Here is a 14,955-nt window from a genome sequence, read left to right as displayed (position 1 = left end):
GGTGTGAGCACGGCTGCGGGTGCGGAACCCCGGGGGTGCCGCACCCGCGCCTGCGCGCTGCCCGGACCGGCTAGCCCAGCGCCTGCTTGAGGTCGGCCAGCAGGTCGTCGATCGCCTCGATGCCCACCGACAGGCGGACCAGGTCGGCCGGTACCTCCAGGGCCGAGCCCGCGGCCGAGGCGTGGGTCATGCGACCGGGGTGCTCGATCAGCGACTCGACGCCGCCCAGGGACTCGCCGAGGGTGAACAGCTGCGCACGGTTGCAGACCTCGACGGCCGCCTCCTCGCCGCCCTGCACCTGGAAGGAGACCATGCCGCCGAAGTCCTTCATCTGCTTGGCGGCGACCTCGTGGCCCGGGTGCTCCGGCAGGCCGGGGTACAGCACGCGCGTGACCTTGGGGTGCTCGGTCAGCATCTCGGCGACCCGGGCCGCGTTCTGGCTGTGCCGGTCCATGCGCACCGACAGCGTCTTGATGCCGCGCAGCACGATCCAGGAGTCGAACGGACCGGCGACCGCGCCCATCGCGTTCTGGTGGTAGGCGAGTTCCTCGCCCAGCGCCGCGTCCGCCGTGACCAGCGCGCCGCCGACCACGTCGGAGTGGCCGCCCATGTACTTCGTCAGGGAGTGCACGACCACGTCCGCGCCCAGCGCCAGCGGCTGCTGGAGGTACGGGCTGGCGAAGGTGTTGTCGACCACCAGCTTCGCGCCGGCGGACCGCGCGATCTCCGCGACCACCGCGATGTCGGTGATGCCGAGGAGGGGGTTCGAGGGGGTCTCGACCCAGATCACCTTCGTACGGTCGGTGATCGCGGCCCGCACCGAGGCCGGGTCGGAGGTGTCCGCGACGGACCACTCGACGCCCCAGCGGGAGACGACCTTCGCGAAGAGGCGGAAGGTGCCGCCGTACGCGTCGTTCGGGATGACCACGTGGTCGCCGGGCGAGAGGAGCGTGCGCAGGAGGCAGTCCTCGGCGGCCAGGCCGGAGGCGAAGGCGAGGCCGCGGCGGCCGCCTTCGAGTGCGGCGAGGTTCTCCTCCAGAGCGGTGCGCGTGGGGTTGGCGCTGCGGCTGTACTCGTAGCCGCCGCGCAGGCCGCCGACGCCGTCCTGCTTGTAGGTGGAGACCTGGTAGATCGGGGGGACGACCGCGCCGGTCAACGGGTCAGCCGTGTTGCCCGCGTGGATGGCGCGGGTCTCGAAGCTCATCTGCTCGTGGCTCATGTGCAGAGCCTATGCGTCCGCACAGGGGTGGCGCGCGGCCGCCGGGCCCCGCCCGGGGCTGCGTCCTCCCCGGGCGGGCTCCGGTCCGGTCGGACCCGGGCGGCGGTCCGGTCAGCCCCAGGCGTGCACCATCTCCTCGGCGAAGCCGGCCATCTCGGCGGCGCCGAGGTCGTCGGCGGTGGCCGTCCGCTCGCCGCCCCGCGGCCGCGCGGCGAGCGTGCCCTCCTCCTGCTCCTGCGGCTGGTCACCGGGGCGGGCCTGCTCGGCCGGCCCGGCCTCCTCGCCCGGCTGCTGCTCCTGGGCCGGGTCCTGACCCTGGCCCGGCTGCTGCTCCTGGGCCGGGTCCTGACCCTGACCCGGCTCCTGCTCCTGACCCGGCTCCTGACCCTGACCCGGCTCCTGACCCTGACCCGGCTCCTGCTCCTGACCCGGCTCCTGACCCTGACCCGGCTCCTGCTCCTGACCCGGCTCCTGACCCTGACCCGGCTCCTCGGCCTGGTCCCGGCCCTGGTCCTGGCCCTGGTCCTGGCCCTGGCCCGGGTCGAGGCCCTCGTCCATGCCGGAGCCCGGGTCGGCGCCCTCCTCCATGCCGTCCTCCAGACCGTCGTCCGCGCCCTGGTCCGTGCCCTGATCCGGGTCGTCGTCGCCGGGCTTCGCGGGCTGCGCGGCGGGCCGGCCCGGCGCGGTGGTCGGGGTCTGCGGGGCGGGCAGGGTCTGCGGGGCACCCTCCGCGCGGTCGGCGAAGGCCACCGACAGGGCGGGGAGGTCCTTCTCCGCGCGGTCCTCACCGGAGGCGAGTTCGAACGCCTCCCCCTCGCAGTGCGGGCCCTCGAAGACGAACGCGGTGACCCGGGTGCCGTTCGCGAGCCGCTCCGGGAGCTTGCCCTCCGGGACCGCCTCGAGCTCGTAGCAGGTATCGCCGTTCGGGTTCTGGATCTGCGCGACCGCGGAGTTCTCGGCGCCGGGCACGTAGTAGCTGAAGGTTTCCGTGTCGGCCGCGAACGCCGCGGCCGGCAGCGTGACGGAAAGGGCCAGGGCGCCCAGGGTGATCGAGACTGCACTCCGCATGCGCATGCGCGTTTTCTCCTTCGGCTTGATCAGGCCGGGCAGGCCTGCGCGGGAGATGCTAAATGCGGACAAACCGCGGAAACGATGCTCTGGTCCGGTATCCACGGGTGTTCCGCGCACATTCACGTGGTCGGCTCAGGAACGGCCCTCCCGCCCCGGGCAAATGGCGGACGCACCCGGGCCGCGGGGAGAGCCGGCCGGGTGTGGAACGCTTGAGCCATGGAGATCCTGTGGTTCCTGATCGCGATGGGCATGCTCGCCGCCGTCGTCGTCCCCTACGTGCGGCGTCGGAACGGCGGCGGCATCCGGCTGACCCACCCCGACGCCCCCGACGCCGCCGACCCGGCGGACTACGGCTTCGTACGCCAGGAGGAACTCGACATCCGCGTCCCCGGTCCCGACCGGGACCTGATGGACGTACTGGAGCTGGTGCAGCGCAGCCAGGACTGGCGGGCGGCCTCCCAGCTGCTGGCCGGCACCCCCAAGGAGGGCGAGGTGCGCTGGCAGCGCGTGCAGGCCTTCGCGGGCGCGGCCTCCCTCGAGCTCGCCCAGCGGCCTGGCGTCGGCGCGGCCTGGCTGCGGACCTGGCGGCTGGAGTCCCCGAAGGACGCGGGCGGGGCGCAGGTGCACGCCGAGTTCCTGGTGCAGCAGGCCTGGCGGGCCTCGGGCGGGGTCGGCTCCGAGGACCACCGGATCATCCTCGAGGAGGCCCGTACGGCCTGCGACGAGGCCGCCCTGCTGGCCCCCGGCGACCCGGTGCCGCACATCACGCAGCTGGCGGTCGCGCGGGGGCTGGCGTACCCGGAGGCGGAGTTCGACGCGCTGTGGGCGAAGGTCATCGACCGCGCGCCCGAGCACATGGGGGCCCACCTGGCGGCCCTGCACTACTGGTGCGAGAAGTGGCACGGTTCGCGGGAGAAGGCCGACGCCTTCACGCACGCGGCCGCCGCCCGCGCCCCGCGCGGCTCGCTGCTGGCGGCGCTGCCCCTCTTCGGCGTCTTCGAGCACCTCCCCGACATCGCCCTCGTCCAGGACTTCTACGGCAGCGCGGTGGTCTCGCGGGCCATGGAGGGCGCCCTGTACGCCGTCCACGCGGCCCGGCCCGACGACCCGATGCTCGCGCACGTGCGCCACCTGCTGATCCTGTTCCTGGTGCGCGGCGAGCGGTGGGCCGAGGCCATGGAGCAGATCCGGCACGTGGACGGCTACGTCGGCGCGCTGCCGTGGTCGCACAGCGAGGACCCGGCGGCCGAGTACGCGGTCTACCGCGCCCTCGCGGTGGCCGGCTACGAGGCCAACGGCGGCAGCCCGGCCACCCTCCCCCACTGACGCCGGACGCCTCCACCGACGCCGGACCGGCCGGCACCGGCGCCACCGCGGGAATCGAGACCGGCGGGCGGACGTTGACACGACACCGCCCGCCGTCTTCCCCGAGGAGCCACCCCATGCTGTACGGCCGTCGTACCCCTGAGCTGCCCACCCCGGAGCAGGCGATCCCGGGGCGCTCGGAGGCCCTGTTCAGCCTGCCGTCCACCCACACCGTCCTGGGCAACCCGCTGGCCGGGCCCTACCCGGCCGGGCTGGAGGTGGCCGACTTCGGGCTCGGTTGCTTCTGGGGCGCCGAGCGCAAGTTCTGGCAGACCCCGGGCGTGTGGACCACGCTCGTCGGCTACCAGGGCGGCTACACCGAGAACCCCACGTACGAAGAGGTCTGCTCCGGCGGGACCGGCCACACGGAGGTCGTCCGCGTGGTCTTCGACCCGTCCGCCGTGTCGTACGAGACGCTGCTGAAGGTCTTCTGGGAGGCGCACGACCCGACCCAGGGCTTCCGCCAGGGCAACGACGTGGGCACCCAGTACCGCTCGGCCGCCTACACCCACTCCCCCGCCCAGCAGGCCGCGGCGGAGGCCTCCCGCACCGCCTACCAGGAGGTCCTGACCCGCTCCGGGTACGGCCAGATCACCACCGCGGTACTGCCCGCCGCCGAGCGCCCGTTCTGGCCTGCGGAGGCCTACCACCAGCAGTACCTCGACAAGAACCCGGCCGGCTACTGCGGCATCGGCGGCACGGGCGTCTCCTGCCCCATCGGCATCGCCAGGACCGACGCCTGACCCCCCTGCCCGCCACCACCGCTCCCGACCGCCGCCCCACCCGCTCCGTGTCGTCACCCGTTCGGATGCCGGCACGGGGAACGGTGTGGCCGGGCCGGGTCGAGGGACCAGGATCTCGCCCATGGGAGCCACCGTGACGACCAGCGCCGCCGGGCAACAGCCGCTCATTCCGCAGCCGCCGGGGACCGTGACCGCACTGCGCCAGGCGCTGGCGCAGATCGCTCCGGCCTCGCTGCCGGCGTTCACCCGCGAACTGGACCAGGCTGCGGACCAGTCCCGGCAAGGGGCCGACCTCGCACCGCTGCGGCGGTTCGTGGCCCAGTGGGCGGTCTACGTGCACGTCCAGCGCCAGCCGCGGCTCGCGAGCGAGCTGCGGCACTGGGAGGAGTCGGCCGCGACCGCCGACGCCACCGAGGCCCGCCGCGCGGCGACCGAGATCGGCCGCATCCTCGGCGAGGCCCACGCCGCCCTGTCCGCCCCGCCGCGGTGAGTGCCGACGGACCTGGGAGCGTGCCGCCCTTCGACGCACTGTGAATGGCTTCCGCCCCAGCCCCGGTCCGCTCGTGGGGGAGCAGGCCGGGGCCGGGGCGGTTGCCTGTGGGCCGAGGACGGGTCAGATGGTGGCGGCGTCGATGACGAAGCGGTAGCGGACGTCGCTGGAGAGGATCCGCTCGAAGGCGGTGTTGATCTCGTCGGCGCGGATGGTCTCGATCTCGGCGCCGAGGCCGTGCGCCGCGCAGAAGTCCAGCATCTCCTGCGTCTCGGCGATGCCGCCGATCATCGAGCCGGCCAGGGTGCGGCGGCCGGTGATGACCGAGAACAGGTTCAGCGAGACGTCCTCCTCCGGGGCGCCGACGTTCACCAGCGCCCCGTCCACCTTCAGCAGGCCGAGGTAGGCGTTGAGGTCCAGCGGCGCCGACACGGTCGAGACGACCAGGTCGAAGGTGCCCGCCAGGTCGCGGAAGGTGGCCTCGTCACTGGTGGCGTGGTAGTGCGCGGCGCCGAGCCGGAGCCCGTCGTCCTTCTTGCGCAGCGACTGGGACAGCACCGTCACCTCGGCACCCAGCGCCGCCGCGATCTTGACGCCCATGTGGCCGAGCCCGCCCAGGCCCACGACCGCGACCTTCTTGCCCGGACCGGCGCCCCAGTGCTTGAGCGGCGAGTAGAGCGTGATGCCCGCGCACAGCAGCGGGGCGGCCACGTCGAGCGCCAGCCCGTCGGGGATGCGGACCGTGTAGTTCTCGTCGACCACGATGTGGGTCGAGTAGCCGCCGTACGTGGGGTCGCCGTTCTTGTCGCGGCCGTTGTACGTGCCGGTCATGCCCTGCACGCAGTACTGCTCCTGGCCCGCCAGGCAGTACTCACACGCGCGGCAGGAGTCGACGAAGCAGCCGACCCCCACCCGGTCGCCCACCGCGAACCGGGTCACGCCCGCGCCCACCGCGGTGACCACGCCGGCGATCTCGTGGCCCGGGACCATCGGGAAGGTGCCCTCGCCCCAGCCGTCGCGGGCCTGGTGGATGTCGGAGTGGCAGATGCCCGCGTACTTGATCTCGATGAGCACGTCGTGCTCGCCGACCGCGCGGCGCGGGACCGTGGTCCGCTCCAGCGGGGCCTTGGGGGCGGGGGCCGCCCAGGCCGCCACCCGCGTGCCCGCGTTCTCGGTCGCGGTCACGGTGGCGGTCCGGGTCGCGGTCACGTTCACGTTCTCGGTCACGTCGTCTTCTTCCGTCTTCGTCCGGCGCGGCGCCCGCGCCCTCATGTCGTCCGTTCCGAGGGGAAACGATGCCGCAGCCGGCCGGCCCCACCCAGGCCCCTCCCGAGCCTAGGTCCACCGGTCCTACCCTCACCGGTGGCAGGCTGCCGCCTGCCCCGGCCGGTGATACTGGCCGCATGGAGCGCCACGACCCCCTGGACCAGCGCGCCGAGCTGAGCGAGTTCCTGCGCTCCCGGCGCGCCCGCCTCAAGCCCCAGGACGTCGGACTGCCCGAGTACGGGCGCGCCCGCCGCGTACCGGGGCTGCGCCGCGAGGAGCTGGCGCAGCTGGCCGGGGTGTCGCTGACGTACTACACGCGCCTGGAGCAGGGCCACGGCCAGAACGTCTCCGCCGAGGTCCTCGACGCCATCGCCCGCGCGCTGCGCCTGGACGACACCGAGCGCGCCCACCTCACCCACCTGGCCAAGCCCCGGGCCCGGCGCAAGCGGCACAGCGAGCGGCCCCAGCAGGTCCGGCCCGAGCTGCTGGGCCTGCTCGAGGCGATGGAGGGGGTGCCCGCGTACGTCCTCGGGCGCCGCCTCGACGTCCTGGCCTGGAACCGGATGGCCGCCGCCGTCTTCGGCGACTTCGGCGCCCTGCCGGTCGCGGAGCGCAACATGGCGCGGCTGGTCTTCCTCGACCCGGCCGCGCAGGAGCTGTACGCCGACTGGGCCTGCCGGGCCTGCGAGATGGTCAGCGGGCTGCGGTGGTACGCGGGCTGCCACCCGGACGACCCGCGGCTGTCGGCGCTGGTGGGCGAGCTGTCCGTGAAGAACGAGGAGTTCCGCACGCTGTGGGCCGCCCACACCGTCGCGGACAAGACGCACGGCCGGAAAACCCTTCGCCATCCGCTGGTCGGTGAGGTCCACTTGGCGTTCGAGACGCTGAAGTTGCCGGACAGCCCCGAGCAGTCCCTGGTCACGTTCCACGCCGACCCGGGCTCCGGCTCGGCGGACGCCCTGCGACTGCTCGCCTCGTGGCAGGCCGGTGCCCCGGCCCCCGCCGAGACCGTGACCACGCACCCAGCCCCGGAGACCCGCAGCCGATGAAGTCCGCACGGACCACCACCGCGTACACCCTCGCCCCCGCCGTCACGGAGGCCGACGCGGCGGCCGTCGCCGAGGTCTGGCTGCGCTCGTACGACGCGGCGCTGCCGTCCGTGCGCCGCGCCCACACGGACGACGAGGTGCGCGACTGGTTCCGGTACGTGGTCGTGCCCGCGGGGAACACCCACCTCGCCCGCGACGCCGCCGGCGGTCCGGCCGGGATGATGGTCGTCGCGGACGGGGTCCTCGACCAGCTCTACCTCGACCCGGCGCACCGCGGCCGCGGCCTCGGCGACCGCTTCCTGACCCTGGCCAAGGAACTCTCGCCGGAGGGCCTGGAGTTGTGGACGTTCCAGGTCAACACCCCCGCCCAGCGCTTCTACGAGCGCCACGGCTTCGCCGCCGTGGAGCGGACGGACGGCTCCGGTAACGAGGAGCGGGAGCCCGACGTCAGGTACGTCTGGCTCCCGTGACCTCACCCCCGGCCCCCGCCCGGGAGCTCGGCCCCCGTTTCCCCGTGGGGGATCCCTGCGGTCGTCAGTGCGCGCCGGCGCCGGACAGGGTGTTGCAGGTGTTGTAGGCCCCCTCCATGTTCCTCCAGTGCCACTTCATCCTGTCGCGGGTCTGGGGGCCGTAGATGCCGTCGGCGGCGAGGCCGAGGCTCGCCTGGACGCGCTTGAGGGCGGCCGTCGTGTACGCGCCGAAGGCGCCGTCCACGCTGACGTTCTGGCCGTAGCAGTAGTTCAGGGTGTCCTGGAGGTGGTACACCTGCATGCCGTTGGCCCCGGCGCGCAGGGTGCAGTTGTTGTTGCCCTGGAGGCCGATGGTGGGGACCTTCGCGTACCAGGCGTTGGTGTTGCCGCTGTAGTAGATCGCGTAGTCGGTGCAGCCGGGGAGGGCCGCGTGCGCGGCCGGGCTGAAGCCGATCAGGCCGACGGTCATCGCGGCGGCGGAGCCGAGCGTGGCAAGCGTGCGCTTGAGCTTCATGTGTGGGTCGACCCCCGGGTGCGGTCCGATGCGAGCGGAAGCGATCGGATGTGAACGGATGTTGGCGGTCGGCGGGTTGCCGTCCGACAGCGAGGAACCTAGCCGCGTTCCGGCACCCCGGCTTCCGCCTCCGCCGGGGTGTCCCACGGCCCTCCTACGTCCTGGGAAGGGCCCGGTGCGCCCGGAGTGCGGGCCGCCCCGCATCCGTCCCGCGGCGTCCCCGGAGCGTCCCACGCGCGTCCCGACGTACGTCCCGACGTACGTCCCGACCTCCCGCTTCCGCCTCCACCCCGAGCGCTAGGGGCCGCAGAACGCCGGTGGCGGCGGCCCCTGGAAGGGTCCGCCGCCACCGGCGCGAGTCGTGCGGAGGGAACGGAGGGGATCAGACGGCGGAGCCGGCCTTCCACTCCGACCAGCTCATGTTCCAGCCGTTCAGGCCGTTGTCCGGCTTGATCTGGCGGTCGGGGGAGTTGGTGACGGTGACGACGTCGCCGATGAGCGAGTTGTTGAAGAACCAGGCGGCCGGCTGGTCCGGGTCGCCCGCGCCCTTGACGTCGGCCAGGCCCACGCAGCCGTGGCTGGTGTTGACGCTGCCGAAGACCGAGCGGGGACCCCAGTAGTTGCCGTGCACGAAGGTGCCGGACGTCGACAGGCGCATGGCGTGCGGCACGTCCTTGATGTCGTACGCGCCCTTGCCCTTGTCGTCCGTGAAGCCGACGGTGGCGCCGTTCATCCGGGTCTCCTTGAACTTCTCGGAGATCACCATCTGGCCGTTGTACGTCGGGTTCTCCGGCGAGCCCGACGAGATCGGGATGGTCTTGATGACCTGGCCGTCCCGGGTGATCTGCATCGTCTTCTTCTTCGCGTCGACGACGGAGACCTGGCTCCGGCCGATCTGGAAGGTGACGGTGCGCTCCTGCACGCCGTAGACGCCCGGGGCGCCCTCGACGCCGTCGAGCTTCAGCTTCAGCGTGACGGTGGAGTTCGCCTTCCAGTACTGCTCGGGGCGGAAGTCGAGGCGCTGGGAGTTGAACCAGTGGCCGACGACCTCCTGGCCGCCGCTGGAGGAGACGTCGATGGCCGACTGGACGGCCTTCTTGTCCTTGATCGGCTTGTCGAAGTTGATCGACACGGGCATGCCCACGCCGACCGTGGAGCCGTCCTCGGGGGTGAAGAGGCCGACGAAGCTGTTGGCCTGCGAGACGGTGCTGAAGGACGCGTTCTCGTGCGCCTCGCGGCCCGAGGCGTCCTTGGCGGTGGCCGACAGGGTGTACTTCGTGGCGCGCTTGAGCTTCGAGGCCGGCTTCCAGCTCTTGCCGTCGGCGGAGATCTCGCCCTCGACGTCGGCGCCCTCGGCGGTCTTGAAGTCGACCTGGGTCAGGGTGCCGTCGGTCACCGTGACGGAGGCGTCGTTGTTGATGCCGACGTTGGTGGCGCCGTTCTTCGGCTTGATGGATATTCGCGCCTGGGACGAGTTCGCCGCCGCGGCCGCGTCGGCGTCCGACTGCGACTTCTTCGTGCCGTCGCCACTGCCCGCACCCGCGTCGTCACCGCCGCCGCACGCCGTCAGCACCAGTACCCCGCCGAGCAGCGCGGACGCGGCCGCCAGGGCCCTGCGCCGCCGCTTGCTGTCCGTCCTCACACGTCTCTCCATCGTTGCCGGATGACCCCCGGGAAACCCCGGGCGGGGAGGCCCTCGTGGACCGCCCCGCCTCGCTACACATACGCCAGTCTGCGGTAGATCGGTTCCACAGTTCGCGGAACTGTGGGAAACCCCACGGGGCCGGCCCCCGTCCTACGGTTCCCGGCGGGTGTCGGCGTCTTCGTGTTCGAGGGGACCATCCTCCTCTCCCGCGTCCCACTCCATCGAGTCGGGGTCGTATTCCACGGGCTCGGTGCTCCACGAGGCCTGGGCGAGCTCGACGCCGGGCACCTCGGCGATCAGGTCGAAGGGGTCGACGAGGTACGCGAGGGCTTCCGCTTCGTCCTCCCGTACGGCGGCCTCGGCATGGCTGCGCTCCTCGTCCGGCATGAACTCGTCGGCCGCGATGCGCTCCAACGCGGCGCCGGTCAGAGCCTCCGGTTCCGGGACCTCCAACACCAAATCGACGCGAAGGCGTACGTACTGTGATGACTCAGAAGTGCTCATGGCTGGGAGGGTATGCCCGTGGGGGCCCCGCCTTTCCCACGACCCGCCCCTTTCATTAGCATCGGCGGCACACGGCCAATTCGCTGCTGCCACAAGGGGGATCGCACCGTGTTCGCACGTCGACCGCTTCTCACCGCCATCGGAGCGGGCACCCTTCTCACCGCCCTCTGGTTCGTCCCCAACGCCAACGCGACCCCGGAGCAGCCCGCCGCCGCTCCCCGCTCCGCGGATTCCGCTTCCGTACGCACCGCAACCGTCGGAGTCGCCAGAGTGACCGGGACCGCCAAGGTCACGGGTGCCACCGGGGCGATACCCGCCGCGGCTCCCGCGGACGCCCCGACGGAGCTGGCGCTGGCGGACACCGGGGGCGTGGACACGTCCCCGTACCTGCTCGCCGGAACGGCGTTCCTGGTGGCCGGGGCCGGCTTCGTGGCCTTCTCGGCCCGCCGGGCCCGCGCCGAGCAGCCGGGCCGCCCGTAGGGGCGCCGCTGGGGGCCGCGGCCCGCAGACGCGGAAGAGGGGCTGCCCCGGACTCTTCGTCCGGGGCAGCCCCTCTTGCGCGTCTCGGCGGGCGCGTCAGGCCAGCGGGCCCGTCACGGCCTGGACGGCGTCGACCAGCGCGCCGGAGCGCACGAAGGCGTCGGCGGCGGCCAGGTCGGGGGCCAGGAACCGGTCGGGACCGGGGCCCTGGACGCCCGCCGCGCGGGCGGCCTCGATGGCGGCCCGGCTGGCCGGGGCCGGCGCGAGGTGGTGCTCGGCGCGCAGCTCGATCGCACGCGTGGCGGCGTACATCTCGATGGCCACGATCCGGGTGAGGTTGTCGACCGCGGTGCGCAGCTTGCGGGCGGCGGACCAGCCCATCGAGACGTGGTCCTCCTGCATCGCGGAGGACGGGATCGAGTCGGCGGAGGCCGGAACGGCCAGCCGCTTCATCTCGCTGACCAGCGCGGCCTGCGTGTACTGGGCGATCATGAGGCCCGAGTCGACGCCGGCGTCGTCCGCGAGGAACGGCGGCAGGCCGTGGCTGCGGTTCTTGTCCAGCAGGCGGTCGGTGCGGCGCTCGGAGATGGAGCCGAGGTCGGCGGCGGCGATGGCCAGGAAGTCCAGGACGTACGCCACGGGCGCGCCGTGGAAGTTGCCGTTGGACTCCACGCGGCCGTCGGGCAGCACGACCGGGTTGTCGACCGCGGAGGCCAGCTCGCGGGAGGCGACCAGCTCGGCGTGGGTGACGGTGTCGCGGCCGGCGCCGGCCACCTGCGGGGCGCAGCGCACCGAGTAGGCGTCCTGGACGCGCGGGGAGTCGTCCTGGTGGTGGCCGGTCAGGCCGGAGCCCTGCAGGACGGCGAGCATGTTCGCGGCGGAGTCGCCCTGGCCCGGGTGCGGGCGGATGGCGTGCAGCTCGGGGGCCAGCACCTTCTCGGTGCCGAGCAGGGCCTCGAGGCTGAGGGCGGCGGTGATGTCGGCCGACGTGTAGAGCTTCTTGAGGTCGGCGATGGCCATGCACAGCATGCCGAGCATGCCGTCGGTGCCGTTGAGGAGGGCCAGGCCCTCCTTCTCCTTCAGCTCGACGGGCGCGATGCCGGCCTCGGCGAGCAGCTCGCCGGCCGGGCGGACGGTGCCGTCGGGGCCCTCCGCGTCGCCCTCGCCCATCAGGGTCAGGGCGCAGTGCGAGAGCGGGGCGAGGTCGCCGGAGCAGCCGAGGGAGCCGTACTCGTGCACGACGGGGGTGATGCCCGCGTTGAGGACGTCGGCCATCGTCTGGGCGACCTCGGGGCGTACGCCGGTGTGGCCGGAGGCCACGGTCTTCAGGCGCAGGAACATCAGGGCACGGACGACCTCGCGCTCGACGCGCGGGCCCATGCCGGCCGCGTGGGAGCGGACGATGTTGCGCTGCAGCTGGGCGCGGAGGTCATGGTTGATGTGCCGGGTGGCGAGCGCGCCGAATCCGGTGGACACCCCGTAGACGGGTTCGGGCTTGGCGGCCAGGGCGTCCACGATCCCGCGGGCCCGGGCGAGCGCGCCCAGGGCCTCGTCGGACAGCTCGATACGAGCGTTGCCGCGGGCCACGGCGATGACGTCGGCAGCGGTGGTACCGGACGTCCCCACCACGACAGTGTGCATATCCATATTCAGCACCCTACGGATTGAATCGCTTCATGTCACTAGGAGGGCGGCCACAAGTGGCCGGGCGCGGCCGCACGCCGCTCACGACGGCGCCGACGGCCGGTCGTCGCCCGCCCGGCCGCGGAAGCGGCGACGCTCGGGCGAACCGGGCTGCGGGGCGTCCGCGAGCGGGACGACGGCGGTGTCGCGGCCCGCGACGACCGGCTTCGGCGAACGCGCCGCCTTCGCCTTGTACTGAGCCGCGTCCGCGAGCCGGAACAGCCGCCGGGAGGACCGCACCGCGCCGATCGGATCGCCGGTGGAGGCGATCCCGCAGGCCACGCCCTCGCCGAGCTCCAGATCGGCGGCCCGGGCGCACAGCTGCTCGGCGGCCTCGACCACGGCGTCGGAGCCGGGCCCCACGGACACCAGACAGAACTCGTCCCCGCCGAGCCGGGCGGCCAGGGCGCCGGGGAGCATGGCGCCGCACAGCGACAGCACCGACCCGAAACGCTCCAGCAGCCGGTCGCCGGTGGCGTGCCCCAGGGTGTCGTTGACCCGCTTGAGCCCGTTGAGGTCGCAGACCACCAGGCTCACCACGGAACCGTCCGCCCGGTGCCGCTCCAGCGCCTCGTCCAGGGCCATGTCCACCGCGCGACGGTTGGCCAGGCCGGTCAGCGGATCGGTGAAGGCCAGCCGGCGGACCTCCTCCAGGCGCTCGCTCTGCGCCAGACCGGCGGCCACGACGGCCGCGAGGACGGTGGCGAACTCGGCGTCCTCGACGCCGAACTGCGCGCCCCCCGCCGTCCGGGCCACGTACAGCTCGCCCCACGCCCGGCCGTGCAGCACGAGCGGGGCGACCACGCAGCTGCCGCGGCCGCGGCGCTTGAGGCCCGCCGCGCGGTTGCCGGCACCGGCGGCGGTCTCGACCCAGGCGTGCGGGCCGCCGCCGCCCGCCCACCGCTCGTGCAGGAACTCGGTGATCTCGGGGAAGTCGTGGACGGGATAGGACTCGTCCTGCGGGAACTCCTCCTCGCCCGCGGCCCGGTCGCCCTCGTTGACCAGGACGCGCAGCCGGCCGCGCTCGCGCTCCCAGGCGGAGACGGCGGCGAAGGAACCGTCCATCGCCCGCCGCGCCCCGCGCGCGGCCGCCCGTACGGCCTCGTTCGGCGTGGCCGCCGCCGCCATGGCCTGCGCGAGGGCCACTACGGCCCGCAACCGCCCATCCACTCCCATCACCCCAGATTAGGGATGATTGTCCGATTCGGGGACATCGAGTACGGCATCCGGTCCCGTGGCGACTACTCCTCGTAGCCGCGGGGACGACTCGCAGCCGGGGACAGCCCGTCAGCGAAGTCCCGGGCCCGCACACATCGCGGGAGCGCCGCCCCGTGGTGTGCGGGGGAGGCACTTGAGGCGGCATGGCAGGCTGGTCCGGAGGCAGGCCCGGGCCGGAGGTGGCCGCAGGCCAGGGCGAAGCCCCAAAGCCTCCGGGGTGGGCCTGCCGCAGGGCCTGCAGGCCATGCCGGGTCAAGCGCCGAGGGGACCCGCACACCACGGGGCGGCCCACGAAGCGCGAGGCCGCCTCTACGCCGGAAGCCCCCACGAGCCCCACGGGCCACGACCCGTCGAGCGCCGAGGGGGCCACCCGAACGGGACGGGCCCTGAAGGGGACCCAGCCCCTACTCCCCCGGCCAGTTCGGCTTGCGCTTCTCGTTGAAGGCGGCGACGCCCTCCGCGCGGTCGCCGGAGAACGCCACCGTCCGCCACGCGGCGTCCTCGACCTCGAGCCCGGCCCGCAGGTCCAACCCCTGCCCCAGCCGCAGCGCCCGCTTCGCGGCCCGCAGCCCCACCGGGGAGTTGCCGGCGATGGTCGCGGCCAGCTCCAGGGCCCGCTCCCGGTCCCGCCCCGCCTCGACCAGCTCGTCGACGAGCCCCAGCGCGGCCGCCTCCGGCGCCTCGACCCGGCGCGCCGAGAAGATCAGCTCCGCCGCCCGCGCGGCCCCGACCCGACGCGGCAGCAGCTGCGTACCGCCGCCGCCGGGGATGACGCCCACGGAGACCTCGGGGAGACCGACCAGCGCCGTCTCGTCCGCCACGATCACGTCGCAGGACAGCGCGAGCTCGAAGCCGCCGCCCAGCGCGAAGCCGTGCACCGCCGCGATCGTCGGCATCGGCAGCTCCAGCACGCCGGTGTACGACGCGCGCGTGGTCGGCCGCTGGCGCCGCAGGTCCGCGTCGGTGAAGGAGTTGCGCTCCTTGAGGTCCGCGCCCACGCAGAAGGCCCGCTCGTGCGTCGAGGTCAGCACCACCACGCGCACCGTCGGGTCCGCGGCCAGCGCGTCGCAGGCCGCGATGATCGAGCGGGCCATCTCGGTGGAGACCGCGTTCATCGCCTTGGGCCGGTCCAGGACGAGCTCGGCGACGTGCCCCTCGCCCTCCCGCCGTACCGCGACGAACTCTCCGAAGCGCTGCTCCGCCTGCTCAGCCTGCTCGGCCATCCTGGCCCTCCCGGT

15 protein-coding genes are annotated in these 14,955 nt (G+C 73.5%); 6 read left to right on the top strand and 9 right to left on the bottom strand.

Annotation, left to right across the window (positions count from 1 at the left end; all coding sequences use genetic code 11):
* Nucleotides 1-70: 70 nt before the first annotated feature.
* Nucleotides 71-1,219 carry a cystathionine gamma-synthase gene (locus tag ACIQCH_RS17690; protein WP_402581757.1) on the bottom strand — a complete coding sequence of 383 codons (1,149 nt, stop codon included), beginning with the start codon at nt 1,217-1,219 and terminating at the stop codon, nt 71-73.
* A 111-nt stretch (nt 1,220-1,330) separates the two neighbouring features.
* A complete protein-coding gene (locus tag ACIQCH_RS17685) occupies nt 1,331-2,293 on the bottom strand; it encodes a hypothetical protein (RefSeq protein ID WP_402581755.1) in 963 nt (320 codons plus the stop codon).
* A 213-nt stretch (nt 2,294-2,506) separates the two neighbouring features.
* On the opposite strand from ACIQCH_RS17685, the gene ACIQCH_RS17680 reads away from it, so the two are divergent.
* From ACIQCH_RS17680 to ACIQCH_RS17670, 3 genes are all read left to right on the top strand, one after another.
* Nucleotides 2,507-3,616 carry a hypothetical protein gene (locus ACIQCH_RS17680; RefSeq protein ID WP_402581753.1) on the top strand — a complete coding sequence of 370 codons (1,110 nt, stop codon included), beginning with the start codon at nt 2,507-2,509 and terminating at the stop codon, nt 3,614-3,616.
* 116 nt (nt 3,617-3,732) lie between these two features.
* On the top strand, nt 3,733-4,398 hold the full coding sequence (gene msrA, locus ACIQCH_RS17675) for a peptide-methionine (S)-S-oxide reductase MsrA (protein ID WP_030202058.1): 666 nt from the start codon (nt 3,733-3,735) through the stop codon (nt 4,396-4,398).
* A 133-nt stretch (nt 4,399-4,531) separates the two neighbouring features.
* Complete coding sequence (locus ACIQCH_RS17670; RefSeq protein ID WP_402581952.1) at nt 4,532-4,888, top strand: hypothetical protein; 357 nt, start codon at nt 4,532-4,534, stop codon at nt 4,886-4,888.
* 123 nt (nt 4,889-5,011) lie between these two features.
* On the opposite strand, the gene ACIQCH_RS17665 is transcribed toward ACIQCH_RS17670, so the two are convergent.
* Complete coding sequence (locus ACIQCH_RS17665; protein WP_402581950.1) at nt 5,012-6,073, bottom strand: NAD(P)-dependent alcohol dehydrogenase; 1,062 nt, start codon at nt 6,071-6,073, stop codon at nt 5,012-5,014.
* Between the two features lie 218 nt (nt 6,074-6,291).
* Here ACIQCH_RS17665 and ACIQCH_RS17660 point away from each other — a divergent pair, with 218 nt between their 5' ends.
* Nucleotides 6,292-7,203: a helix-turn-helix domain-containing protein gene (locus ACIQCH_RS17660; protein ID WP_402581751.1), complete on the top strand. Its 912-nt coding sequence runs from the start codon at nt 6,292-6,294 to the stop codon at nt 7,201-7,203.
* Complete coding sequence (locus tag ACIQCH_RS17655) at nt 7,200-7,673, top strand: GNAT family N-acetyltransferase (protein WP_402581749.1); 474 nt, start codon at nt 7,200-7,202, stop codon at nt 7,671-7,673. The genes ACIQCH_RS17660 and ACIQCH_RS17655 overlap by 4 nt, the downstream gene beginning before the upstream one ends.
* Before the next feature lie 64 nt (nt 7,674-7,737).
* Here the strand turns inward: ACIQCH_RS17655 and ACIQCH_RS17650 are convergent, their stop codons facing one another.
* From ACIQCH_RS17650 to ACIQCH_RS17640, 3 genes are all read right to left on the bottom strand, one after another.
* Entirely contained in the window at nt 7,738-8,187 is a 450-nt protein-coding gene (locus ACIQCH_RS17650) for a peptidoglycan-binding protein (RefSeq protein WP_402581747.1), read from the bottom strand.
* Nucleotides 8,188-8,569: 382 nt separating this feature from the next.
* Complete coding sequence (locus ACIQCH_RS17645; protein ID WP_402581746.1) at nt 8,570-9,841, bottom strand: Ig-like domain-containing protein; 1,272 nt, start codon at nt 9,839-9,841, stop codon at nt 8,570-8,572.
* A 141-nt stretch (nt 9,842-9,982) separates the two neighbouring features.
* Nucleotides 9,983-10,336, bottom strand: coding sequence for a hypothetical protein (locus ACIQCH_RS17640; RefSeq protein WP_402581744.1), 354 nt, complete (start codon nt 10,334-10,336; stop codon nt 9,983-9,985).
* A gap of 108 nt (nt 10,337-10,444) precedes the next feature.
* Here ACIQCH_RS17640 and ACIQCH_RS17635 point away from each other — a divergent pair, with 108 nt between their 5' ends.
* On the top strand, nt 10,445-10,816 hold the full coding sequence (locus ACIQCH_RS17635; RefSeq protein WP_402581743.1) for a hypothetical protein: 372 nt from the start codon (nt 10,445-10,447) through the stop codon (nt 10,814-10,816).
* Nucleotides 10,817-10,912: 96 nt separating this feature from the next.
* On the opposite strand, the gene hutH is transcribed toward ACIQCH_RS17635, so the two are convergent.
* The 3 genes from hutH to ACIQCH_RS17620 form a co-directional block, all read right to left on the bottom strand.
* A complete protein-coding gene (gene hutH / locus ACIQCH_RS17630; RefSeq protein ID WP_402581948.1) occupies nt 10,913-12,457 on the bottom strand; it encodes a histidine ammonia-lyase in 1,545 nt (514 codons plus the stop codon).
* A gap of 84 nt (nt 12,458-12,541) precedes the next feature.
* Complete coding sequence (locus ACIQCH_RS17625) at nt 12,542-13,675, bottom strand: GGDEF domain-containing protein (RefSeq protein WP_402581741.1); 1,134 nt, start codon at nt 13,673-13,675, stop codon at nt 12,542-12,544.
* Nucleotides 13,676-14,121: 446 nt separating this feature from the next.
* Nucleotides 14,122-14,940 (bottom strand): enoyl-CoA hydratase/isomerase family protein, encoded by an 819-nt coding sequence (locus tag ACIQCH_RS17620; protein WP_030202030.1) that lies wholly within the window; start codon nt 14,938-14,940, stop codon nt 14,122-14,124.
* Nucleotides 14,941-14,955: the final 15 nt, after the last annotated feature.

The sequence above is a fragment of the Streptomyces sp. NPDC093225 genome, assembly GCF_044753805.1.
Lineage (GTDB): Bacteria > Actinomycetota > Actinomycetes > Streptomycetales > Streptomycetaceae > Streptomyces.
Note: the sequence above shows the minus strand (reverse complement) of the source record. Positions and strands in the feature narration are given on the sequence as shown.